21 protein-coding genes and 1 other RNA gene are annotated in these 22,711 nt (G+C 60.9%); 16 read left to right on the top strand and 6 right to left on the bottom strand.

Going from position 1 to position 22,711, the window contains the following annotated elements:
* Nucleotides 1-122 precede the first annotated feature (122 nt).
* The gene (locus ACZ5FP_RS16005; RefSeq protein ID WP_464661246.1) at nt 123-1,145 is read left to right on the top strand and encodes a hypothetical protein; all 1,023 of its coding nucleotides are present in this window, start codon (nt 123-125) and stop codon (nt 1,143-1,145) included.
* A gap of 155 nt (nt 1,146-1,300) precedes the next feature.
* On the opposite strand, the gene ACZ5FP_RS16000 is transcribed toward ACZ5FP_RS16005, so the two are convergent.
* From ACZ5FP_RS16000 to ACZ5FP_RS15975, 6 genes are all read right to left on the bottom strand, one after another.
* The gene (locus ACZ5FP_RS16000; RefSeq protein ID WP_464661245.1) at nt 1,301-1,957 is read right to left on the bottom strand and encodes a class I SAM-dependent methyltransferase; all 657 of its coding nucleotides are present in this window, start codon (nt 1,955-1,957) and stop codon (nt 1,301-1,303) included.
* Between the two features lie 5 nt (nt 1,958-1,962).
* Nucleotides 1,963-3,216 (bottom strand): BtaA family protein, encoded by a 1,254-nt coding sequence (locus ACZ5FP_RS15995; protein WP_464661244.1) that lies wholly within the window; start codon nt 3,214-3,216, stop codon nt 1,963-1,965.
* 147 nt (nt 3,217-3,363) lie between these two features.
* Complete coding sequence (locus tag ACZ5FP_RS15990; RefSeq protein ID WP_464661243.1) at nt 3,364-4,401, bottom strand: HlyD family secretion protein; 1,038 nt, start codon at nt 4,399-4,401, stop codon at nt 3,364-3,366.
* 4 nt (nt 4,402-4,405) lie between these two features.
* Nucleotides 4,406-6,097 carry an MFS transporter gene (locus ACZ5FP_RS15985; protein WP_464661242.1) on the bottom strand — a complete coding sequence of 564 codons (1,692 nt, stop codon included), beginning with the start codon at nt 6,095-6,097 and terminating at the stop codon, nt 4,406-4,408.
* Nucleotides 6,094-6,537, bottom strand: a complete 444-nt coding sequence (locus tag ACZ5FP_RS15980) for a MarR family winged helix-turn-helix transcriptional regulator (RefSeq protein WP_223612719.1) — start codon at nt 6,535-6,537, stop codon at nt 6,094-6,096. The genes ACZ5FP_RS15985 and ACZ5FP_RS15980 overlap by 4 nt, the downstream gene beginning before the upstream one ends.
* A 108-nt stretch (nt 6,538-6,645) precedes the next feature.
* A complete protein-coding gene (locus ACZ5FP_RS15975; protein WP_464661241.1) occupies nt 6,646-7,152 on the bottom strand; it encodes an N-acetyltransferase family protein in 507 nt (168 codons plus the stop codon).
* Nucleotides 7,153-7,364: 212 nt separating this feature from the next.
* On the opposite strand from ACZ5FP_RS15975, the gene ACZ5FP_RS15970 reads away from it, so the two are divergent.
* From ACZ5FP_RS15970 to murG, 15 genes are all read left to right on the top strand, one after another.
* Nucleotides 7,365-7,754, top strand: a complete 390-nt coding sequence (locus tag ACZ5FP_RS15970) for a hypothetical protein (protein ID WP_288192394.1) — start codon at nt 7,365-7,367, stop codon at nt 7,752-7,754.
* Between the two features lie 131 nt (nt 7,755-7,885).
* A complete protein-coding gene (locus ACZ5FP_RS15965) occupies nt 7,886-8,605 on the top strand; it encodes a J domain-containing protein (protein ID WP_223612722.1) in 720 nt (239 codons plus the stop codon).
* Entirely contained in the window at nt 8,592-9,356 is a 765-nt protein-coding gene (locus ACZ5FP_RS15960; RefSeq protein WP_464661240.1) for an N-acetylmuramoyl-L-alanine amidase, read from the top strand. The genes ACZ5FP_RS15965 and ACZ5FP_RS15960 overlap by 14 nt, the downstream gene beginning before the upstream one ends.
* A 213-nt stretch (nt 9,357-9,569) precedes the next feature.
* Complete coding sequence (locus ACZ5FP_RS15955) at nt 9,570-10,292, top strand: lytic transglycosylase domain-containing protein (protein WP_288192397.1); 723 nt, start codon at nt 9,570-9,572, stop codon at nt 10,290-10,292.
* 93 nt (nt 10,293-10,385) lie between these two features.
* Nucleotides 10,386-10,817, top strand: an RNA gene (gene rnpB, locus ACZ5FP_RS15950) — RNase P RNA component class A.
* 507 nt (nt 10,818-11,324) lie between these two features.
* Complete coding sequence (gene mraZ / locus ACZ5FP_RS15945) at nt 11,325-11,789, top strand: division/cell wall cluster transcriptional repressor MraZ (RefSeq protein ID WP_346308161.1); 465 nt, start codon at nt 11,325-11,327, stop codon at nt 11,787-11,789.
* Nucleotides 11,789-12,796 (top strand): 16S rRNA (cytosine(1402)-N(4))-methyltransferase RsmH, encoded by a 1,008-nt coding sequence (rsmH, locus tag ACZ5FP_RS15940; RefSeq protein WP_403176967.1) that lies wholly within the window; start codon nt 11,789-11,791, stop codon nt 12,794-12,796. The genes mraZ and rsmH overlap by 1 nt, the downstream gene beginning before the upstream one ends.
* 3 nt (nt 12,797-12,799) lie before the next feature.
* Nucleotides 12,800-13,240: a cell division protein FtsL gene (ftsL, locus tag ACZ5FP_RS15935; protein ID WP_288192400.1), complete on the top strand. Its 441-nt coding sequence runs from the start codon at nt 12,800-12,802 to the stop codon at nt 13,238-13,240.
* A 64-nt stretch (nt 13,241-13,304) separates the two neighbouring features.
* Nucleotides 13,305-14,966 (top strand): peptidoglycan D,D-transpeptidase FtsI family protein, encoded by a 1,662-nt coding sequence (locus tag ACZ5FP_RS15930; protein ID WP_288192470.1) that lies wholly within the window; start codon nt 13,305-13,307, stop codon nt 14,964-14,966.
* Nucleotides 14,967-14,979: 13 nt separating this feature from the next.
* Nucleotides 14,980-16,449, top strand: a complete 1,470-nt coding sequence (locus tag ACZ5FP_RS15925) for a UDP-N-acetylmuramoyl-L-alanyl-D-glutamate--2,6-diaminopimelate ligase (protein WP_464661239.1) — start codon at nt 14,980-14,982, stop codon at nt 16,447-16,449.
* Complete coding sequence (locus tag ACZ5FP_RS15920; protein WP_223612729.1) at nt 16,446-17,879, top strand: UDP-N-acetylmuramoylalanyl-D-glutamyl-2,6-diaminopimelate--D-alanyl-D-alanine ligase; 1,434 nt, start codon at nt 16,446-16,448, stop codon at nt 17,877-17,879. The genes ACZ5FP_RS15925 and ACZ5FP_RS15920 overlap by 4 nt, the downstream gene beginning before the upstream one ends.
* 25 nt (nt 17,880-17,904) lie before the next feature.
* Entirely contained in the window at nt 17,905-18,987 is a 1,083-nt protein-coding gene (gene mraY / locus ACZ5FP_RS15915) for a phospho-N-acetylmuramoyl-pentapeptide-transferase (RefSeq protein WP_105732193.1), read from the top strand.
* 10 nt (nt 18,988-18,997) lie between these two features.
* Nucleotides 18,998-20,398, top strand: coding sequence for a UDP-N-acetylmuramoyl-L-alanine--D-glutamate ligase (gene murD / locus ACZ5FP_RS15910; RefSeq protein ID WP_464661238.1), 1,401 nt, complete (start codon nt 18,998-19,000; stop codon nt 20,396-20,398).
* Complete coding sequence (ftsW, locus tag ACZ5FP_RS15905; protein ID WP_105732195.1) at nt 20,398-21,555, top strand: putative lipid II flippase FtsW; 1,158 nt, start codon at nt 20,398-20,400, stop codon at nt 21,553-21,555. Before murD ends, ftsW begins: the two co-directional genes overlap by 1 nt.
* Before the next feature lie 7 nt (nt 21,556-21,562).
* The gene (gene murG / locus ACZ5FP_RS15900; protein WP_464661237.1) at nt 21,563-22,672 is read left to right on the top strand and encodes an undecaprenyldiphospho-muramoylpentapeptide beta-N-acetylglucosaminyltransferase; all 1,110 of its coding nucleotides are present in this window, start codon (nt 21,563-21,565) and stop codon (nt 22,670-22,672) included.
* Nucleotides 22,673-22,711 lie beyond the last annotated feature (39 nt).

Genomic DNA, 22,711 nt, shown 5'->3' with positions numbered 1-22,711 from the left:
TGATTTTTCAATGTGATATCTGTATGAGAGTTGCGGGGTATGATGGGTCACATCTTCGTGTTTGATATAACAGGCGGCAAACGTTCTGGCAGCACGGCCATTTGACCGGTCCGGGGAAGCGTATGATCAGGAAAATTGGCTGGGCTGTACTTATTATCTGCGTCATTGGCCTTGCCAATGCGACGATGGCTGCATGGGTGACGATCGACCGGCCCGAGCTGGGGATCGGCAACAGCCATGCGGAACACTGCGTTCGTCCCACCGTGCCGAGCTTCTGGAGAAACTATCGCGGTTATCCCGGCTACAACAACGAGCTGATTTCGGATTATTTCGGTGTCTACGCCGCCTATGCGTCGAACGTTTACAAGCCGATCGCACGGCATCATTTCGACCTGAAGACCGAATATTTCGGCTGGGAGCCGTTTGGCGACCCCATCGCCAGGGCAGGCGGGTTTTACGCGGAAGTCTATCGCCGCCGCAGTTCGGACCGGATGTCCTACATGATCGTGTTCCGCGGTGCCGACGGTCTGGCTGGCGTTCCGGGGTTCATCAGCGAGCTGAGCTATTTCACCCAGATCATCAATCCATGGGATCAGTATCGCACCGCACGCAAGGAGTTCGCCAAGATCAGGGCCGAGGCGCAGAAGAATTCGGACGGCTTGCCCATCGATTATATCGCCGTTGGACATGAGCTGGGCGGCGGCCTGGCCCGGCACATGGCCGCGGCGTTTCCGTGCACGGCGGCAATTACCTTCAACTCGACGTTCGTGTCGAATAATTTCCGGCTGACCGAGCCCTACGATGGCCAGGTTGTCGATCTTTTCGCCGATAACGACCTGTTGTCGCGGCTCGCCATCCTGTCGAACCCGCGTTCATTCTACCGCATTTCCCGCACGCACCAGTGGTACCGCGTGCACAATACTGGTGCCATGGACGGCAGGCGCGGCATGTTCAAGACAGCGACGGCGATGGCACGTATCCCGGTCATGTGCCTGCTGCGCAGCGATTGCGAGCTGCTGCAATCGCAAAGCGGCGATGAACTGGACCCTAATCCGCTCGGCGAGCGCACGGCCTCCAATATCACCAAGCTCTACTGCCTCGCCGCGCCAAGCTCGGTTGTCGCCAAGGGCGATCTCTGCAAATAGGGGGACAATCCTGTTGTGCGTGGTTCGACAAGCTCACCATGAGGGATGTGGTTTGGCGGCAATGCCAATCTGATAGGTTGCAGAATATGGCTCCCTGAAATCCTCAATCTCCCTCATGGTGAGCTTGTCGAACCACGCACGGCGGGATGATGGCCTCAGCCCGGGCGGCTGATGATCGAAATCCAGGCAAAGCCGCGATAGAGCCGTTGTGCTTCGGCGTGCGCGCCCGTGGCGGCTGCGATGTCCTGCGCAACCTCGAACAGGTTGTTGCGCGGCGTGACGTGATACCATTCGAGCCATTTGTAGAGGGCGGTTTTCGCGGCTCCGGGCAAATCCGTGAGATCGCCGAAATCGACAATGTGCAGCTGGCCGCCAGGAGCCAGATGGTTGACCGCTTCGCGCATGACGCTTTCCCACTGCGGGATCATCGACACCGCATAGGAGATGAAAATCCGGTCAAACTGGGCGCGGCCGAACAGGGCGGACGGATCGAATTTCGCCGCATCGGCATAGGCAAGTTCGGTGCGCTCGCCGATGCCGGCAGCCATCACCTTCTTGCGGGCTGTCGTCAGCATTTCGTTGGAAATGTCGATGCCATAGAGCTTTGTCGTGGGATAGGCGGCTCCGGCCATGACCAGATTGCGCCCGGTGCCGCAGCCGATCTCCAGGATGCTGCCATTGGCCGGCGGCATCAGGCCTGCGATCATCGGATCGCGTCCGAGCAGATAGTACTTGCGCGTGGCGTCATAGAAGTGGCGCTGGTGCCGGTAGACGCGATCCATCAGCGGTCCATGTTCGATCTTGGCAAACATCGGTATCAATCCTTGAGCAGATAGAGATGGAAGCCGCCATAGATGGACGACCGGTCGCGGGCATGCAGGTCGAGAGACTGTTCCTCCCGGTAATCCCAGCGCGCAAGCAGGGCGTCGTCGATGCGGCCCGGCAGGATGGTGGGCTCGGCCGCGGTGCGGAAAATGACGCGCGCGCCGGCAGCGGCCGTGCGGGTGATTTCGTGCCAGAGTTCATTCAGCTGCTTGTCGTTCATCCAGTCCTGCGCGTCGAGCAGGATGAAGCGGTCGACGGAACCTGCGGGCTTGGCCGCGAGGAACTCCGTCAACGATGCGTTGACGACGCTCATGCGCTCGGCGCGGTCGCGCACATTCTCGAAATTGTTGCGCGAGAGATAGGGCGGCAGCGGGCCGGTTTCGGCATTGTCGCTGTACCCGCGCCCGAAGGCCTGCCAGGCGAAATAGTTTTCCGACAGCGGGAAGCCGCAGGCGAGTTTTTCCAGGCGGCGGCGCAGCACCAGCGCCATGTTGCCGTCGCCTGCCGTTGCCAGTGCATCATATTGCTGTGGCGGGATACCGAGGCCGAACAGCGAGGATTTGCGCTTCGTCGCCCAGCGCACCATCCGCTTGTCGAAAAGCGGGGCGAGGGCGCGGTCGAAATAGGCGCGCTGCTCTTCGATCGTCGCGGCCTTGAGGATATCGCGCGGGTCGATGCCGTAGAGCCTGGCGACGCGGTGACCCATGCCGATGAACAGCCCGAGCAGGCCATGCCGGTAGAGGTCACGCGAAAAGATGGTGATGCGCCGGCGGCCGGACAGCATCCGCTTTTCCCAATAGGCGCGGCTGGTGCCGTCGAGATGCGGCTGGATGAAGCGTTCATAGGCGGCAAGGTTCGCCTTGTCGTCCGCCGTGCCGTAGAAACGGTAGAAGGCATCGTAGTTGGGCAGGCGGGTGACGGCGGCGAGCTTCAGGCGATTGAACGCCACGTGCGCCGTGTTCAGATCGACCGCCTCGACGCTGGCGGGATCGGCGGTAAGGTACGACATGGCATTGCAGCCGCCCGACGCGATGGTAACGATCCGATGGCCGGAATGGATCTGCAGCGCCTGCATGTCGACCTCCGGGTCTTCCCATATCTGGGGATAGACGAGGCCCTTGAAGACATGGGCAAACAGCCGTTCGGAAAGTCCGGCTTTTGACAGGAGCCTGTTCTGGCGTACGGCGTTCTGAACTTTTTCATGCCGCGGCGCCGTGGCGCTGTCGGGCTGTTTCGCAAACGGCATCGGATCGAATCCCCTTTGTTGGAAATTCCTCTCCGCCTAACATTCCGATGTAACAAAGCCGTGACGGTTTTGAATCACGTGCCTGCCGGATTGATTCAGCTTATGCGGCTAAACCCCCGTGGCATCGGAAAAAAACATGGCACAAATCTATTTTTCCAGCTCGGTTCGCACCACGACCGACATGCCGGGCGCCAGATACTGCGCCAGGTCCTGGCCGGGATCGACGGAGATGCGCACGGAAATGCGCTGGGCAACCTTGGTGAAATTGCCGGTCGCATTGTCAGGCTTGAGCACGCTGAATTCCGAGCCGGTGGCCGGCGCGAAGCGCTCGACATGGCCGTTCAGGCGCTTGCGGTTCAGTGCGTCCACCGTGAACGTCACGGGCTGGCCGATCCTGATGTCGCTGAGCTGGGTTTCCTTGAAGTTGGCGATGATCCAGACATCCGGCGGCACCACGGCCATCAGCTGCGTTCCTGCGGTCACGTACTGCCCGAGTTTCGCACCCACTTCGCCAACCGTACCGTCGCGCGGCGCGAGGACTTTTGTGTTGGTCATGTCGATCTCGGCGAGATTGACGGCTGCCACGGCCCCGCCGACGGCGGCTTCCAGCGAGCCGCGGCTCACCTTGATGGTCTCCAGGTCCTGCTTGGAAACTTCCAGCGCTGCCTGCGCCTGGGTGACCGCCGACTGCGCCTGTTCCAGCGCGGTTTCGGCCTGATCGGCATCGCTCTTCGTCATGACGCCCTTGATGGCAAGCGGTTCGATGCGGGCCCAGTTGGCCTGCGTGCGCCGCAGGCCCGAATTGGCACTGTCGAGCTGTGCCTGGCTGGAACCGATACGCGCTTCCGCCGCCCTTTCCAGCTGGGTCGAATTGCTGAGGGCTGCCTGCTGGCTTGCCAGTGTCGCCTTGGCCTGTTCGAGCTTCTGCGCATAGATGCGGTCATCGATCCGTACCAGCAGCTGTCCTTCCTTGACCTGCTGATAGTCCTGCACCGGCACGTCGATGATGTATCCGCTGAGCTGCGGGCTGATGAGGGTTACGTAGCCTTTGACATAGGCATTCTCGGTGATCTCAACATTGCTGTTGAAGGGCGGCAGCCGCCACGCATAGAGAACCAGCACAAGGCCGAGCAGGCCGAGAAGAATGGCGGTGAGGGTGGCGGTGTTGCGGAGCAATCGGGACATGATCTTATGAACTTGGTTGGGCGATTTCGCCGGTCACGCGCGGAGCCATGAATTTTCCGGCGGCATAGCGAAAGCCGACATGGGTGAGAAGGGCGACGAGGGCAAAGAACGAGATCGCCGCAATGAGGAAGAATGCGTCATTATAGGCAAGGATATTGGCTTCACGCGTCGTCTGCAGTGACAGGAGCGCGATCCCTTCGGCATTGAGCAGTGCCTTGTCGGTGATGACCCTGCCATAGCCGTTCGCCAGTTGCGTGACACGCTGGGCGACGAGCGGGTCGGACAGGACGATATGTTCCGCCAGCACGTTGGAGTGGAATTTCTCGCGGATCGTGACGAAGCTGCCGAAGACGGCGGTTCCGAGCAGCCCGCCGAGGCTTTGCGTCGCCAGGAACACAATGATGAAATTGAGGATATAGCTCGGGCCCCGTTTCAGGGCAGAGGTGAGGCCGGCCGACATGGCGGGCGGCAGGAAGATGGCCGTGGCCGCCGCGATCAGCGCCTGGCTCAGATACATGTTGTCGGGGCGGGTCAGGTTTGTCGCCTGACTGTCCATGTAGGAACCGACGATCAGGAAGACCAGCGCCACCGCATGGATGGCAGGGCCGCGTTCCGGCTTCATCACCGCAGCGCAGCACAGGCCTGCCACGATCATCGACACCATCATCACCCCATAGAGCGCGGCGATCTGCTCGTTCAGCAACCCCAGGTTCTGGAAGAAATTGGTGGCAACGGTGGATTGCTCGGAAACGATCAGCCGGAACAGCAGGATCGTCCCCGCCAGATGCAGCATTTCCCGGCTGGCGATCCAGCGGATGTCGAGCAGGGGCTTTTCCCGGTTGAGTTCGATGACGACCGCCATGGTGACCGTGATGACGGCAATGGCGAGAAGAATGCCGAGCCATGGCGCTTCCGCCCACCAGTAGAGCCGCCCGGTCACGAGCACGACGGCGGTACAGCCAAAGCCGATGGCAATCAGCAGATAGCTCACGATGTCGAGCTTTTCGATAACCTTGGCGCGCGGCACGGGCGTGAGCGGCAGCAGGTAGATCGTGGCGAAGGCGATGAAGGCAAGCGATATCTCGAACATGTAGAGACCCTGCCATTGGCCGAATTCCAAAAGGGTGGGCGACAGCAGGCGGGCGAGCGGCGAGGCGAGCGAGATGTTGGTGAGGACGAGGCACACGGCGACGGTGAGTTTGCGCGCCGGCGGAAAGGCCTCCAGCATGTAGAGGAAAGCGAGACTCGACATGGGCGATGCGGCAACGCCACTGAAAAAGCGGATGATGATGGCCGATTGCAGGTCGGTGACGAACAGGTGCATCAGCGAGACGAGAACGAAACCGGCAATGCTCAGTTCGGCAAAGTTGCGCAAGCCATACTGGTTGCGGATTTTGATCAGTGCGACGGAAAGGCTGACATTCGGCGCCATATAGGCGGCGATCAGCCATGTGGTTTCGGTATTGGTTGCGCCGAGATAGCCCTGAATCTGCGCCACATTGGTGGCGATGAGGTTCATGCCCAGCCCCTGCGTGAGGGAGAGCAGCGTCGAGGCGGCGATATAGATGGCGGAGCGGTAGGGGCTGATGGCGGGTGGTGGAGCTGGCGGCGTTGCAGCGGGCAGCACCGCTTCCTCCGGTGGTTCCGGTTGCAGCTTCAGCGGGTCATACCCGACGAATTCTGCCTCGCGGATCATCCGTTCTGATCCTTGTCCATGTCGCCGATGTTGCGGTTGATGGCACGCATGACCTCAAGTCCGGCAACAAGCGCCGTCTCGTCCACGCCATTCAGAAACTCTGCGCGCAGTTCCTGCGCCAGCTGGCTGACCTCGCTGGCCAGTTCCGCACCCAGCGGTGTCATGACGATCTGCTTGGCACGGCGGTCGCCGTCCACGGAGCGCCGTTCGATAAAGCCCTGCTTTTCCAGGCCGTCGAGCAGCCGCACCATGGTGGGCGTTTCGATTTCCAATTCCTCCGCCAGATCCTTCTGGCTGAGAATTTCCATGCGGTCGAGCAGCATCATGGTCCGGGCGCGTGCAAAGGTAAGACCGCGCTGCTTGACCCGCGCATCGAACAATGTGCGGATCTTGCGGCTGACTTTCGAAAGCTCGTCAATGTAGGTATCGCGGGGCGTCATCGGGGTCATATCATAGCCAGACAATAAGTAGTGTGCTAATTATTATCTAGCGACATAAACCAAATCCGTTTCATTTTCAAGATGGCGTGACGATTTTTGCCGGCGGTGTCAGCGCAAATCGAGCCGCAGCAATTCATCATCGTAGGATTGGCCGTCGATGCGCAGGGCATCCTTTTCCAAGCCGAAAACCGTGAAGCCCAATCCGAGATAGAGCGTGCGGGCAGGCAGGTTGGCTGCCATGACCGTTGCGTGCAGCGTGTCGACGTGATCCCGGGCATGGCCGATGACCGCCAGGGTCAGCTTCCTGCCAAGATCGTGGCCGCGCCAGTCCGCATGAACGAAAACGCCCCACAAGAGACCCTTGTGCTTCTGTTTGACCTTGGCCGTCGTCGCGAAACCGGCCATGCCGACCAGTTCGCTCCCGGCAAAGGCACCGAACACGGCATTGGGCCTGCCGTCGAGCATGCGCTCAATCTCGGCGGGCGTGCGGCCAACCTCATCCTCGTAGCTCGAGCCGAAACTTTCCGGTGTGCTCTGAAGGCCATGCAGGCGCAGGGCCTGGAAGGCGGCGGCATCGTGCGCCGTCAGGACACGAATCAAAGGGGAAGGGGACATGCGGGGCACTCTGCTGGCGTGGGATCGGATAGGGCAAGTTTTGCAAAAGAACAGGCTTGGCACAACCCGCCGGAAACGCCGGGTTTCCTGCCCGTTTTGCTGCTCTCCGATGAAAAGTTAACCGAACTTTAAAACAAGACCCAACTTTGCCTCAATTGAGGTAAGATAACTGCGTGAGGGACGTATTTGGTTGAAACGGAGAGGGTATACCCATGAACAGCAAATTACTTATTTCACTTGGTATGGTTTCGCTTCTTGCACTGACCGCTTGCGGCAAGAAGGAAGAGGAAAAGAAGGCTCCGGCAGCGACCGAACAGCCTGCTGCAACACCGGCCAAGCCTGCCGCTCCGGCAACGCCGTCCACAACGCAGGCTCCGGCAACACCCGCAGCGCCAGCAGCGCCGATGAATGCGGCGGATACTCTGAAGAAGCTGAAAGAGCAGGCTGCGACCATGACGGCTGAGCAGAAACAGGCTGCTGTCGCCACCGCCCGCAAGGCTGCCGAAGATGCGGCCAAGGCTGCCGGCCAGACGGCCGACCAGATCAAGGCCGCTGCGGATGCTGCAGAAAAAGTCATGAAGGATACGCTCGGCGTTCAGTAAGAGCCGCTATCCCCGATGAGAATGGCCGGCTTCGCGCCGGCCATTCTATTTTGACAGGTGCGGCAACCAGTCTGCCCGGCTTGTTCCAGATGGCTCTCGCAATTGCGAAAGAATTTGAATAAAACAATACCATGTCAATCTGGCGCCGTATCAGCGACTTCATTACCAGCACTGCCATCGATGCTTTCTCCAGCATCATCGAAGCCGTGCGCACGGCCTTCGAGGGAGACCCCGAAACCCGCAGGCGCGTCGCGTTCTCCATCGCCATGATTGCGCTCTCGGCCAAAATGGCCAAGGCTGACGGTGTCGTCACCGAAGTCGAGGTCAAGGCATTTCACGAGATCTTCCATGTTCCGCCGCGCTACCAGGATCAGGTGACCCGGCTCTACAATCTCGCCAAGCAGGATGTGGCGGGTTACGAGACCTATGCGGCGCAACTGGCCTCCCTGTGCGGCACCGGCAAGCCGAACTGCAAGATGCTGGAAGATATTCTCGACGGCCTTTTCCACATCGCCAAGGCTGACGGCTCGCTGCATGACAAGGAACTGATCTTCCTGGGCACGGTCGCCGAGATTTTCGCGCTCGATGAAGAGCAGTTCGACAGCATTCTGGCGCGGCATGTCGGGCGGGGACAGGCGGACCCGTTTGTGGTTCTCGGTCTGGCGCGGGATGTCAGTTTCGAAGACGCCCGCAAGCGCTACAGGGCGCTGGTGCGGGAAAATCATCCGGACATGCTGATCGCCCGCGGCGTGCCGGAGGAATTCGTCGCTATTGCCAATCAGCGCATTGCCGCTATCAATGCGGCCTGGGAAAAAGTCGAAAAAGATTTGAAGGCATATGAACGCGTTTAAACCGGACCATTTACGCGCGGAAGTGCATCCCTCACCGAATTTTGGCCCGCGCAAGGACGGCAAGCATCCGTCCTATCTCGTCCTGCATTATACCGGCATGGAAACCGGGGAGGCGGCCGAGGGCTGGCTGACCAATCCGCAAAGCGAAGTTTCCGCCCACTACGTCGTGCACGAGGACGGGCGCATCGTTCAGCTCGTGCCGGAAAGCCAGCGCGCCTGGCATGCCGGACAAAGCTCCTGGAAGGGCGAGACGGATATCAATTCCCGCTCCATCGGCATCGAGATCGTCAATGGCGGACCGCTGCTGAATTTCCCCGATTTCGGCGATGCGCAGATCGATGCGGTGATCGACCTGTGCAAGGGGATCGTGTCGCGCCACAAGATGCGCCCGGAAAACGTGCTTGCCCACTCCGATATCGCGCCCGCGCGCAAGATTGATCCCGGTGAAAAATTCCCGTGGCCCGTTCTCTACAATTCCGGCGTGGGGCACTGGGTACAGCCATCACCGATCCGCGGCGGACGCTTCTTTTCCCTCGGCGATCAGGGCCAGCCGGTGGAGGCATTGCAGAGCATGCTGGCGCTCTACGGCTATGATGTGCCTATCGACAGTGTGTTCGGACGGTCGACAGAATTAGGCATTTTAGCGTTCCAGCGCCATTTTCGCCCGGAAAAAGTCGACGGAGTCGCCGACATGTCAACCATTGAAACCCTGCATCGTGTACTTTCCGCACTTCCCGCGCTTCATGCTTAACTCTCTGTAAAAAAATGCTTTCCCGGCGTTTATTTGTGCACTGCAACCTATATATTTCAATGTGTTACACTTTGTTATTTGGCCGACCCATATTCGGCTGCATTGGACCGTCACATCCTTGGACATTGTTCCGGTAATGCCCTTTTAGATTTTTGGCGCGGAACGGGGTCCGGCAGTGCGCTCGTATTGCCCAAGCGATTTAGACGGAAAACGATGACAAAAAAATTTGGTATGATTCTCGCCCTTGTTGGGGCGACGGCCTTCTTTGGCGCAAATTCAGCATACAGCAGTCCTGCAGAGCCGACAAACCTGATGGACTACCTCAAGGCCAAGCGGGCCGCAGCGGAAAAGGATAAAGAAGGCGGGAAATCCGCCAAGACTGCCCAGACAGCAAGCAAGGGTAAAAAGAGCGTCGTAAAGACCCATGCCAGCAAGAAGACCCTGGCGTCATCCAAGCGTCCGGTTGTCGAAACCAAGGTCCGGCTCAGAACCAAGGTGCGCCACAGGAATCTCGCCAATGTCGACACGATGACGACGGGCAGCATCCCCTCCGCCGCCGGATCAATGAAGTATACGACGATCATCAATTCCTACGCCGCGTCCTACGGCGTGCCGGCTTCCCTCGCCAATGCCGTGGTCCGGGTGGAAAGCAACTACCGCGCCGACATGACCGGCAGCGCTGGTGAAATCGGCCTGATGCAGATCAAGCTCGAAACGGCGCGCGGCCTTGGCTATACCGGCACCCGCCAGGCGCTCTACAATCCCGAAACCAATATCCGCTGGGGCATGAAATATCTGGCCGGGGCACACAAGCTCGGCAACGGCACGACCTGCGGTACCATCCTGCGCTACAATGCCGGTCATGGCGCAACGCGCATGAACCCGGTCTCGGCCAACTATTGCGCCAAGGTGAAGATGGAAATGGCTTCCAACTAAAACCGTTGGAGATCGTTACAAAGATGAGGGCCGGATAACCAATCCGGCCTTTTTCATTTGCGTTTTTGCTGCGAAACCCTTTTATACGCTTCGTCAGCTGGCCGGGCAGCCGCGCATGTCAGAAGCCGAAAGGCGGCATGTGAGGAAAGTCCGGGCTCCAGGGAAACACGGTGCCGGATAACGTCCGGCGGGGGCGACCCCAGGGAAAGTGCCACAGAAAGGAAACCGCCCCGTCTTTCGTTGCGCCGGATCATTGCCGGTTGGGCGCAAGGAATGACGGGGTAAGGGTGAAAGGGTGGGGTAAGAGCCCACCGCGTTGCTGGTAACAGGAACGGCAAGGTAAACCCCACCGGGAGCAAAACCGAATAGGGACGGCGTGTCAGGCGAAAGCCTGGCGATCAGTTTCCGGTCAGTCGTCCGGGTAGGTTGCAGGAGGCGGATGGCAACATCCGTCCAAGATGAATGGCTGCCGCGCCGGATGCAAGTCCGGCCATACAGAACCCGGCTTACAGGCCAGCTGACACTTCATCCTTCTTACGGTTGCACGCGACTGCAGATGCATCGTGCGTGGTTCGACAAGCTCACCATGAGGAAAGATGAGGATTGCAGGAAGCCAAGTTCTGCGATCTTTCCGATTGGGCTTGTCACCAAATCACCTCCCTCATGGTGAGCTTGTCGAACCACGCACTACGCCTCCGCAAAGGCTTCAATCATACCGCCCAACCGGTTTCCTAACCGTTCATTAAGCTTAATGAGCCATAAATTCAGAATCGCCGGAAGTGCGTCTGATTGCAGGCTTGCTCCCACCATGTGTTCTCTAATCCCATTGACGCCCATAGTGCCCCATGATATCGATTGGTTTCATCAGTAGCGTTCAGTCGACACGGTGTTTCCCGACATTGGATTTGGCATGCCAGGGCTTGCATTCGGCCCGTTCGGCCAATGCTTCCGCGGCTATTGATGGGGCTCCCAGGGGTGGAGCAGGGGTAGAAATGAAACAGGCCTTCGTGGCGGAAACGGCGGTGTTGCGTTTTGAACCGGTTCCTCGGACATGTAACGAACAGGATCGATGCGAAGGGACGGGTTTCCGTACCGGCGCATTTCCGTTCGATCATCCAGCAGGCCGGCCACACGGAACTGTACGCCCTGCGCTCCCTGCATCTTCCTGCCCTCGATGCGGGCGGACCGGATCTGCTGACGCGCTTCGACAAGCGGCTGGAGAGCGAGGATCCCTTCGCCGAAATGGCAGACGATATGTCTTTCTACCTGCATGCGGATGGCGGCTTTCTCAAGCTGGACGCGGATGGACGGATCACGGTGACGGATTTCCTGCGCGAGCATACGGGCATCACGACCGATGTGACCTTTGCGGGGGCGAACACGCATTTTCAGATGTGGCAGCCGGAGCAGTTCGAAACGCATCGGGCAAAGGTACGTCAACGCCTGATGGAGCGGCGGCGGCTGGAAAATCTGGACAATCAGACAGGAAACAGGTGATGGCGGGTGCCGGCGGTCAGGATGAAGCGCGCCACATACCCGTCCTGCTCGATGAAGTCATCGCCGCACTGAAACCCGGTCCCGGTCAATTGATCATCGACGGCACGTTCGGTGCAGGCGGTTATACCCGCCGTATTCTCGATACCGGCGCATCGGTGACGGCCATCGACCGCGATCCCTCGGCCATCGAAGCCGGGCGGGCGCTGGAAAAGGCCCATGCGGGCCGCCTCACGCTCGTGCAGGGCACTTTCTCGACACTGGATCAGGTTGCATTGCTGGGTGCTCCCGACGGCATCGTGCTGGACATCGGCGTGTCCTCCATGCAGATCGACGAGGCCGAGCGCGGCTTTTCCTTCCAGAAGGACGGGCCGCTCGACATGCGCATGTCAAGTTCAGGGCCAAGCGCCGCCGACGTGGTCAACCGCCTCAAGACGGGCGATCTTGCCCGCATCTTCAATTTCCTCGGCGAGGAGCGCCATGCGGGCCGCATCGCACGCATGATCGAAAAGCGCCGCACCACCGAGCCGTTTCACCGCACCCGCGATCTGGCCAATGCCATCGAAGCGCTGGTCGGGCGCAATCCGAAGATTCCGATCCATCCGGCAACGCGCGTGTTTCAGGCGCTGCGCATTTTCGTCAATGACGAACTGGGCGAACTCGTCCGCGCGCTGCATGCGGCCGAGCGGGCACTCAAGCCGGGCGGCCGCCTGGTTGTCGTGACCTTCCATTCGCTCGAGGACCGCATCGTCAAGCGCTTCTTCAACGACCGCGCCGGTTCGAGCGGCGGTTCGCGCCATCTGCCGCAGGTGCAGGTGCGCCTGGCAAGCTTCACCCCCATCGGCAAGGGCGTAGTTGCGCCGACCGAGGCGGAGACGGAAAGCAATCCGCGTGCGCGCTCGGCCAAGCTGCGTGCTGCCATCCGCACCGAAAACCCGCCGCTGGCTGAAGATCATTCGATCTACGGCCTGCCCAATCTTCCGCATTTTCATGAAACGGCGAGGAGCTGATCCATGCTGCGCACCTTCGACATCATATTGATCGGGCTGATGATCGCAGCGGCCGGCATCACCTATAAAATCAAGCACGATGCTGAAAAGCAGATGACGGAAGTGCACAAGATCCAGCGGATGATCGCCGACGAGAAGGATACGATTGATCTCCTGAAGGCCGACTGGAGCCTGCTGACGCAGCCCAACCGCCTGCAGAAGCTGGTTGCCTCCTTCCAGGGCCAGCTCAACCTGCAGCCGGTCGAGGCGCAGCAGATCGCCAACATCAACGAGATTCCGAAAGCCAAACCCGCCGCCGAAAAGATCGATGACGTCGCCAACCTCATCACTGAAGCCGATGCGGGGCCTGCCGTGAAAAAGACCGATACGATCAAGACCGGCAGCGTGCGCAGGGCAACCGTTGCGGCCGTCCCCGGCGCGAAACCGAAGGGGGCTGCGCATTAAGATGGGCATCTGGATCAAGCGGAAAACAGCGCAGCTGGAAAACGGAACGGCACCGGCATTCGAAATGGATGCGCGCAAGAAGAAGACGGGCAATCGCGCGCGCAACCGCGTGATGATGGCCATGATCTGCTTTATCGGCATTTATGGCGTTATCAGCGGACGCCTGATTTTCTACGGGATGCAGGAAGATACCACCGGCTACAACGGTCCGACCGGCACCGTTCTGGCCTCGCGGCCGGATATTCTCGACCGCAACGGCGAAGTGCTGGCAACCGATATCAAGACCGCATCGCTCTATGCCGAGCCGCGCAAGATCATCGATCCCGATGAAGCCTATGAGCTGCTGTCGACCGTCCTGCCGGATCTCAACTTCGAACAGACCTACAGCCGCCTGAAGAGCGGCGCAGGCTTTGCCTGGCTGAAGCGCGGCCTGACACCGCAGCAGAAGAGCCAGATCATGGCGCTGGGCATTCCCGGCATCGGCTTCCGCACGGAAAAATCACGCTTCTATCCCGGCGGCCCGACGGCGTCGCATATCCTTGGTCTCGTCAATATCGACAATCAGGGCATTGCCGGCATGGAGAAGTACATCGACTCGCAGGGGCTGTCCGACCTGCGCGATGTCGGCCTTGCGGACGGGCGTTCGCTGGCGCCGGTGCGCCTGTCGATCGACCTGCGCGTCCAGCATGTGGTGCGCGACGTCGTGGTCAATGCGATGCAGAAATACCGCGCCATTGCGGCGGGTGCCGTTGTTCTCAACGTCAATACCGGCGAAGTGATGGCCATGGCCTCGGCGCCGGATTTTGATCCGAACAACCCGTTCAATGCGCTCGACAAGGACCACCTCAACCGCATGTCGGCCGGTCTCTACGAGATGGGCTCGACGATCAAGAGTTTCACCACCGCCATGTCGCTCGACCACGGGGCGACGCTGAACACGACCTATGATGCGACACGCCCGATCACCATCGGTCGCCAGACGATCCACGATTTCCATGGCAAGGCGCGTGTGCTGACCCTGCCGGAAGTTTTCGTCTTCTCCTCCAACATCGGCTCGGCGCGGGAAGCCGATGCGGTGGGCATCGAAAATCACCGGGCGTTCCTGACGCGTCTCGGCCTGCTCGATCCGATGAAGACGGAACTGCCGGAGGTCGCCAAGCCCTATTCGCCGAAAGTGTGGAAGAAGGTGAATTCGATCACGATCTCCTTCGGCCACGGCATGGCCACGACACCGCTGCAGACGGCGGTCGGCGCCGCGGCGCTGGTCAATGGCGGCCGGCTGATCGAACCGACTTTCCTGCCGCGTACGCTGGAACAGGCACAGACCATGGCCGAACAGGTCATCAAGCCGAAAACCAGCGATGACATGCGCTATCTCTACAAGCTCAACGGCGATACCGGCTCGGGCCGCAACGCCAACGTCAAGGGCTACCGCGTCGGCGGCAAGACCGGAACGGCGGACAAGGTTGTCAATGGCCGCTATGCCAAGGATCTGCGGTTCAACGCCTTCGTGGCGGCCTTTCCGATCGAAAAACCGGAATATGTCGTTTTGACCATTATCGACGAACCAAAGCCTGCCGAAGGGCAGAGCAGCGGTATCGCAGCCTTCAACGCGGCACCCATGGTGGCGGAAATTATCCGCAGATCCGCATCGTTTCTCGGGGTAAAGCCCGATTTCGGCCAACAAGTCGCGCCATTGCAGGTTTCCTACGACAGTGATGAGTAAAGCAGATTCGGTCATGAAACTGAAAGAATTGAACGGCATACCTGCCCTGGCAATCTCCGAATTCGGGGAAACGACGATCAATGGCCTGACTTCCGATTCGCGTGAGGTCATGCCCGGCTTCCTCTTCGCGGCCCTGAAAGGCTCGAAGGCGGACGGCAGCGTTTATGCTGCGGACGCGGCAAAACGCGGCGCTGCGATCATCGTTGCCGCCAGCGATTCCAAGCTGAGCAACGTCTCCGCCCCGATCATCTATGTGGACGATCCGCGCCGTGCGCTCGCGCTTGCGGCTGCCAGCTTCTACCGGGTGCAGCCGGATGTGATGGTCGCCATCACCGGCACCAGCGGCAAGACATCGGTGGCATCCTTCACCCGCCAGATCTGGGCCAATGCCGGTTTCGCCTCGGCCAGCATCGGCACGACAGGCGTGGTTTCGCCGACGCGCAATGATTACGGTTCATTGACCACGCCTGATCCCGTCGAACTGCACAAGCTGCTGAGCGAACTGGTCGAAGAGGGTGTTACCCATGCGGCCATGGAAGCCTCGTCGCATGGCCTTGACCAGCGCCGCCTCGACGGTGTGAAGCTGTCGGCCGGTGCTTTCACCAATCTTGGCCGGGACCACATGGATTATCATCCGACGGTCGAGGAATATCACGCCGCCAAACTGCGTCTGTTCAGGGAACTGCTGCCGAAGGGCGCGCCTGCCGTCATTTTCGCCGACGATCCCTTTTCCAAGCCGACCATAGCGGCAGCCATCGAAGCCGGTTGCAAGGTGCTGACGGTCGGCCGCAAGGGCGAATTCATCACGCTGAAGCGTGTCGAGCATGAGCGGTTCCGCCAGCATGTGGAAGTGCAGATTGCCGGCGAGATCTTTGAGATCACCCTGCCGCTGGCAGGAGATTTCCAGGTGGCCAATGGTCTTGTGGCCGCAGGGCTTGCGATTGCAACAGGCGTTCCCGCCGCTGCGGCCATGCGCGGCCTCGAGCGGCTGAAGGGCGCGCCTGGACGGCTCGATCTTGTCGGCGCGACGGAAGAGGGGGCGCCCGCCTATGTCGATTACGCCCACAAGCCCGATGCGCTGGAGAATGTGCTCACCTCGGTCCGTCCCTTCACGACAGGGCGCGTCATCGTGGTGTTCGGCTGCGGCGGCGACCGCGACAAGGGCAAGCGCCCGATGATGGGTGAAATTGCCACGCGCCTCGCCGATGTCGTCATCGTGACCGATGACAACCCGCGCTCGGAAGTTCCCGCCACCATCCGCGCTGAAATTCTCGCCGCCGCTCCCGGCGCGAAGGAGATCGGCGACCGGCATGAGGCGATCCGCGTGGCGGTTGCCATGATGAAATCCGGCGATACGCTGATTGTCGCGGGCAAGGGCCACGAAGAAGGTCAGACCGTTGGGACCGTCGTGCTGCCGTTCTCCGATCACACGGAAGTTGCCCAGGCCCTGAAGGACCGTCTGGCCCGGGAGCGCAATCCATGAGTTTGCTCTGGACCTCCGAAGCCATGATTGAGGCCATGAACGGCCGTCCGGTTGGCGCGCTGCCCGAAGGCATTACCGGGATTTCCATCGATACGCGCACCCTGCGCAAGGGTGAAGCGTTTTTCGCCATCAAGGGCGATGCACTCGACGGGCATGATTTTGCCACGGCGGCGGTGGCTGCCGGTGCGGCACTGCTCGTGGTTGCGGAAGTGAAGCTCCCCGCACTCGGCAAGCTGAAGACCCCGATGATCGTGGTCGATGACGTGCTCGCGGCCATGACGCGGCTCGGCCTTGCGGCGCGCGAACGCTCCCATGCCCAGATCATCGCCGTGACCGGTTCCGTCGGCAAGACGACCACCAAGGAAGCGCTGCGGCACGTCCTGGCGGATTCCGGCAAGGTTCATGCATCGGTTGCCTCGTTCAACAATCACTGGGGTGTGCCGCTGACGCTCGCCCGCATGCCCGAGGACACGGATTACGGCGTTTTTGAAATCGGCATGAACCATGCGGACGAAATCCGTCCGCTGGTGAAAATGGTTCGCCCGCATGTGGCAATCGTCACGCTGATCGCTCCGGCGCATCTTGGCCATTTCAAGAACCTGCAGGAAATCGCGACGGCAAAAGCCGAGATTTTTGAAGGGCTTGTGCCCGGCGGCTATGCCTTGCTCAATCGCGACGACAAGCACTACAAGCTCCTGGAAACGCTGGCGCGCAATGCCGGCGTCGAGCACATCAAGAGTTTTGGTGAGAATGCCCGGGCGGATTATCGCCTGCGCGCGCTCAAGCTGCACGATGCCTGCTCCTGCATGACCGTACGGCTTGCCGGTTCCGAAGCCGTCGTCAAGGTTGGCGCGCCGGGCAGGCACATCGTGCAGAACGTGCTGGCGGTGCTCGGCGCGGCGCATCTGACCGGCGCCGACATGACCAAGGTCACGCTGGCGCTGGCATCGCTGCGGCCGGAAAGCGGGCGCGGTGCGCGCCACCTGCTCGAAATCGGCAATGGCACGTTCACGCTGATCGATGAGAGCTACAACGCCAATCCGGCTTCGGTGCGCGCGTCGATAGAGCTTCTTGCTGCCGCCGTGCCCACGGGCAAGGGGCGCCGCATTGCCGTGCTCGGCGACATGCTGGAACTCGGCAAGCAGGCGCCGAAGCTGCATGCGGACCTGGCACCAGTCATCACGGCCAATCATATCAACATGGTTTTTCTCGGCGGACCTGAAATGGCGGCGCTTAAAGCGGCCTTGCCGGTTGAATTTCACGCCGAATACAGGCAGAGCGTCGACGAATTGCAGTCAAATCTGCTGAACACGATCAGGGCCGGTGATGTGATCATGATCAAATCATCGAAAGGAATCGGTTTTGTCCGGATCGTCAAGGCAATCCTACAGAAGTACAACGCCGTGGAGCCCGCCGGTCCTGCCGAGTGAGCTTACGGGGATGGGGACATAGTCTATGCTTTATTATCTGGCCGGTCTGGCGGAACATATCCAATTTCTGAACGTGTTCCGCTACATCACGTTCAGGACCGGCGGCGCGCTGATCACCTCGGCGCTGATCGTGTTTCTGTTCGGTCCCCGCATCATCGACTCCCTGCGCGTCCGGCAGGGCCGCGGCCAGCCGATCCGCGCGGACGGCCCGCAGACCCACTTCAAGAAGGCCGGGACGCCGACCATGGGCGGCCTGATGATCATGACCGGTATCCTGATCTCGTCGCTGCTCTGGGCCAACTGGTCCAACATCTATGTCTGGGTCGTGCTTCTGGTTGCCGTGAGCTTCGGGGCCATCGGCTTCTACGATGATTATCTCAAGGTCAGCAAACAGTCGTTCAAGGGCTTTTCCGCCCGCGCGCGCCTCGGCATCGAGTTCCTGGTCGCCGCGCTGGCCGGTCTTGCCATCATGTGGGCGGGGCAGGAACCGTTCTCTTCGTCCTTGACCTTCCCCTTTGCCAAGCAGCTGATCCTCAATCTCGGCATTTTCTTCGTTCCCTTTGCCGCTTTCGTCATGGTCGGCGCGGGCAATGCCGTCAATTTCACCGACGGTCTCGATGGTCTTGCCACCGTTCCGGTGATGATCGCCGCCGCCTCGTTCGGGGTGATTGCCTATCTCGCGGGTAATGCGATCTTTGCCGATTACCTGCAGATCCATTTCACACCCGGCACGGGTGAACTCGCCGTGGTTCTCGGCGCTGTCATCGGCGCGGGTCTCGGTTTTCTCTGGTTCAACGCGCCGCCCGCCGCCATTTTCATGGGCGACACCGGGTCGCTGGCGCTGGGTGGTCTCATCGGTGCCGTCGCCGTTGCCACCAAGCACGAAATCGTTCTGGCCATCATCGGCGGCGTCTTCGTCATGGAAGCCATGTCGGTGATCATCCAGGTCACCTCGTTCAAACTGACGGGAAAACGCGTGTTCCTGATGGCGCCGATCCACCATCATTTCGAAAAGAAGGGCTGGACCGAGAGCCAGGTCGTGATCCGCTTCTGGATCATCGCCGTCATTCTCGCGCTGATCGGTCTTTCCACACTCAAGCTCAGATAAGGCCAGTTGCATGATCGCTGCCCACTCCATGCTGGACAAGACCGTCGCGCTCTTCGGGCTCGGCGGTTCGGGTATTGCGACGGCAAAGGCGATTGCCGCTGGCGCGGCGCGGGTCATTGCCTGGGACGACAATCCCGAGAGCGTTGCACGCGCGCAGGGTGCCGGCATCGACACCAGTGACCTGCGTCTCGTCGACTGGAAGCAGTTTTCCTCCTTCGTCCTGTCGCCCGGCGTGCCGCTGACCCATCCGCGTCCGCACTGGACGGTGGATCTGGCCCGCGCCGCAGGCGTTGAAATCATCGGCGATGTCGAACTCTTCGTGCGCGAGCGCAATCTGGCGGGAAAGAACAGCCCGTTCATCGCCATCACCGGCACCAACGGCAAGTCGACGACGACGGCGCTGATCGCCCATATCATCAGGGCGTCGGGCCGTGACATGCAGCTGGGCGGCAATATCGGCACCGCCGTCATGACGCTGGAGCCACCGGCGGATGGCCGCCACTATGTCGTGGAATGCTCGTCCTACCAGATCGATCTGGCACCGTCGATCAATCCGACCGCCGGTATCCTTCTGAACCTGACGCCGGATCATCTCGACCGGCATGGCACCATGCAGCACTATGCCGAGATCAAGGAACGGCTGGTGGCGGGCAGCGAGACGGCGATTGTCGGTGTCGACGACAGTTTCTGCGCGGCGATTGCCGACCGGCTGGAGCGTGCGGGCAAACCGGTGATCCGCATCTCCAAGCGCCTGCCTATCCCGAACGGCTATTTCGCCGACGGGGCGACGCTGTATCTCGCCGAAAACGGCGCGAAAACTGCCGTCGCCTCGTTGCAGGGCATCGGGTCGCTGCGCGGCGAACACAATGCGCAGAACGCGTTGGCAGCCTTTGCCGCCTGCCGCTCCGTCGGCCTCTCGGCGGATGAGATCAATGCGGGCCTCAAAACCTTTCCCGGCCTTGCGCACCGCATGGAGCAGGTGGCGCGGCAGGGCAGGACGCTGTTCGTCAACGATTCCAAGGCGACCAATGCGGATGCGGCCGCGCCCGCGCTGTCGTCCTTCCCGCGCATCTACTGGATTGCCGGCGGCCTGCCCAAGGAAGGCGGCATTGCCTCGCTATCCGGCTTTTTCCCGCGTATCGCCAAGGCCTATCTGATCGGCGAGGCGGCGCCGCAGTTTGCGGCAACGCTGGGCGAGGCGGCGCCGTATGAAATTTCAGGCACGATCGCCGCCGCGGTGGAACACGCCGCGCGCGATGCGGCCGGCGACGGATCGCAGGAGGCTGTGGTCCTGCTGTCGCCTGCCTGTGCCAGTTTCGACCAGTTTCAGAATTTTGAAAAACGCGGCGAGGCCTTCCGCTCCGCCGTCTTGGCGCTTGCGGGCGCATCACCTATCCAGGGAGCGAATTGATGGTAAGCCGCATTGACCGTGGACCCGTCGCCGACTGGTGGTGGACAATTGACCGTTTCCTTTTGGCCGCCTGCCTCAGCCTGATGGGCCTCGGCATCCTGCTTTCCTTCGCCGCGAGCCCCGCCGTCGCCGAGCGCATCGGTCTTGAGAGTTTTTACTTCGTCAAGCACCAGTCGATGTTCATGGTGCCTGCGGTGTTCGTCATGTTCGCCGTGTCGTTCATGGCACCGCGCACCATCCGGCGCTTTGCCATCATCCTGCTCGGTCTTTCCATGCTGGCGATGGTTGGCGCCCTGTTCTTCGGCATCGAAGTCAAGGGCGCACGCCGCTGGGTGTCGCTGGCGGGCATCTCCATCCAGCCATCCGAATTCATGAAACCGGCTTTCGTCATAGTCTGCGCCTGGCTGTTTTCCGAGAATGAGCGGCGCAAGGATATTCCCGGCAACTTCTTCTCCATGGTGCTGTTCGGCGTTGTCGCGGCACTGCTGGTGGCACAGCCCGACCTTGGCCAGACCATTCTGACCGCCATCACCTGGGGCGCAATGTTCTTCATGGCCGGTGTGCCGTGGCTGTGGATCATCAGTCTTGGCGTTCTCGGCGTTGCCGGTTTCTTCGGCGCTTACACGATTTTTCCGCACGTGGCGGGCCGTATCGACCGTTTCATGACCGGCGAAGGCGATACGTTCCAGGTGGATGCCGGGCGCGAGGCGATCATCCGCGGCGGCTGGCTCGGGCAGGGTCCGGGCGAAGGCACCATCAAGCGCATCATCCCTGACAGCCACACGGACTTCATCTTCTCGGTGACAGCCGAGGAGTATGGCATCGCGCTCTGCCTGCTGATCGTGCTGATCTTCGCCTTCATCGTCATTCGCGGCCTGTCGATCGCGCTGAAGGAGCGGGACGATTTCACCCGCCTTGCCGTCTCCGGCCTCGTCATCCTGTTCGGCTTCCAGTCGATCATCAACATTTCGGTGAACCTGCACCTGATGCCCGCAAAGGGCATGACGCTGCCGTTCATCTCCTATGGCGGCTCGTCGCTCATCTCGGTGGCAATTTCGACGGGACTGCTGCTGGCGCTGACAAGGCGCAGACCCGAGGGCAGGCGGTCGGCGACGCTGGCAAACACGAAAACGCCGTCACTGGCCAACGCTATCTGAGGGACTGATGTCGAAGGGGATTATTGTTCTTTGTGCCGGGGGCACGGGCGGGCACCTGTTTCCGGCGGAAGCGCTGGCGCATGCGCTGATCGAACGCGGCTGGGATATCCATCTGGCGACCGATGACCGCGCCGAACGGTTCGCCGGGAGCTTTCCGGCCAAGGAAATCCACGTGGTGCGCTCGGCCACCATCGGCGGGCGCAACCCGATTTCTCTCGTCCGCACCTTCTGGACGCTCTGGCAGGGCAATCTCGATTCCCGCAAACTGTTCCGGCGCCTGAAGCCGAAGCTGGTGGCGGGCTTCGGCGGCTATCCGACCCTGCCGCCGCTTTATGCGGCGACGGCGCTGAAAATCCCGACGCTCATCCACGAACAGAATGCCGTGATGGGACGTGCCAACAAGGCGCTTGCTGCCCGCGTCAATGCCATTGCCGGCGGGTTCCTGCCGCAGGGCGAGGGTCCCTATGCCGGCAAGATCGTGGTGACGGGCAATCCGGTCCGCCCGGCCGTGCTGGCGGAAGTCGGCAAGGCCTACAAGGCGTCGCAGGCGCACCAGCCCTTTTATTTTCTGGTGTTCGGCGGCAGTCAGGGCGCCTCTTACTTTTCAACTGCCATCCCCGCTGCCATCCAGCTTCTGTCGCCGGAGGACCGGGCCCGTCTGGTGCTGACGCAGCAGGCCCGCGCCGAGGACGAGGCGCAGGTGCGCGCCGCCTATCAGGCCATGGGTGTGAAGGCCGAGGTCGCGCCGTTCTTCAAGGATATGCCGCGGCGCATTTCCGATGCGCATTTCGTCATGTCGCGTTCCGGCGCCTCGACCGTGTCGGAAATTGCGGCCATCGGCCGCCCGGCCATTCTGGTTCCCTTCCCGCATGCGCTTGACCATGATCAGGCCGCCAATGCCGCTGCCTTGCAGGCCGCGGGCGGAGCCGATGTCATCAAGCAGTCGGAACTGTCGCCGGAGCGGATCGCCCATATCCTGACCAGCGCCATGCACGAACCGACGCGGCTGGCGTTTATTGCGGAAAAAGCCCGCTCGACGGGCAAGCCGGACGCTGCAAGGTTGCTTGCCGACCTCACAGAGGCTATTGCATCCGGCCAATCCCTTACGGTGAGATGAGTTCGCTATGACCTCGTCTCCTTCTGAAGTTTTCAAAAA

Source organism: Phyllobacterium sp. T2-21 (genome assembly GCF_055378485.1).
Note: the sequence above shows the minus strand (reverse complement) of the source record. Positions and strands in the feature narration are given on the sequence as shown.

Coding starts and splice junctions, on each gene's coding strand:
- ftsW (WP_105732195.1), top strand. CDS start 20,398: ATGGTAAGCCGCATTGACCGTGGACCCGTCGCCGACTGGTGGTGGACA.
- ACZ5FP_RS15990 (WP_464661243.1), bottom strand. CDS start 4,401: ATGTCCCGATTGCTCCGCAACACCGCCACCCTCACCGCCATTCTTCTC.
- murD (WP_464661238.1), top strand. CDS start 18,998: ATGATCGCTGCCCACTCCATGCTGGACAAGACCGTCGCGCTCTTCGGG.
- ACZ5FP_RS15965 (WP_223612722.1), top strand. CDS start 7,886: ATGTCAATCTGGCGCCGTATCAGCGACTTCATTACCAGCACTGCCATC.
- ftsL (WP_288192400.1), top strand. CDS start 12,800: ATGCTGCGCACCTTCGACATCATATTGATCGGGCTGATGATCGCAGCG.
- ACZ5FP_RS15980 (WP_223612719.1), bottom strand. CDS start 6,537: ATGACGCCCCGCGATACCTACATTGACGAGCTTTCGAAAGTCAGCCGC.
- ACZ5FP_RS15995 (WP_464661244.1), bottom strand. CDS start 3,216: ATGCCGTTTGCGAAACAGCCCGACAGCGCCACGGCGCCGCGGCATGAA.
- ACZ5FP_RS15930 (WP_288192470.1), top strand. CDS start 13,305: ATGGATGCGCGCAAGAAGAAGACGGGCAATCGCGCGCGCAACCGCGTG.
- ACZ5FP_RS15975 (WP_464661241.1), bottom strand. CDS start 7,152: ATGTCCCCTTCCCCTTTGATTCGTGTCCTGACGGCGCACGATGCCGCC.
- murG (WP_464661237.1), top strand. CDS start 21,563: ATGTCGAAGGGGATTATTGTTCTTTGTGCCGGGGGCACGGGCGGGCAC.
- ACZ5FP_RS15960 (WP_464661240.1), top strand. CDS start 8,592: ATGAACGCGTTTAAACCGGACCATTTACGCGCGGAAGTGCATCCCTCA.
- ACZ5FP_RS15925 (WP_464661239.1), top strand. CDS start 14,980: ATGAAACTGAAAGAATTGAACGGCATACCTGCCCTGGCAATCTCCGAA.
- mraY (WP_105732193.1), top strand. CDS start 17,905: ATGCTTTATTATCTGGCCGGTCTGGCGGAACATATCCAATTTCTGAAC.
- ACZ5FP_RS15985 (WP_464661242.1), bottom strand. CDS start 6,097: ATGATCCGCGAGGCAGAATTCGTCGGGTATGACCCGCTGAAGCTGCAA.
- ACZ5FP_RS16005 (WP_464661246.1), top strand. CDS start 123: ATGATCAGGAAAATTGGCTGGGCTGTACTTATTATCTGCGTCATTGGC.
- ACZ5FP_RS15955 (WP_288192397.1), top strand. CDS start 9,570: ATGACAAAAAAATTTGGTATGATTCTCGCCCTTGTTGGGGCGACGGCC.
- ACZ5FP_RS16000 (WP_464661245.1), bottom strand. CDS start 1,957: ATGTTTGCCAAGATCGAACATGGACCGCTGATGGATCGCGTCTACCGG.
- rsmH (WP_403176967.1), top strand. CDS start 11,789: ATGGCGGGTGCCGGCGGTCAGGATGAAGCGCGCCACATACCCGTCCTG.
- ACZ5FP_RS15920 (WP_223612729.1), top strand. CDS start 16,446: ATGAGTTTGCTCTGGACCTCCGAAGCCATGATTGAGGCCATGAACGGC.
- ACZ5FP_RS15970 (WP_288192394.1), top strand. CDS start 7,365: ATGAACAGCAAATTACTTATTTCACTTGGTATGGTTTCGCTTCTTGCA.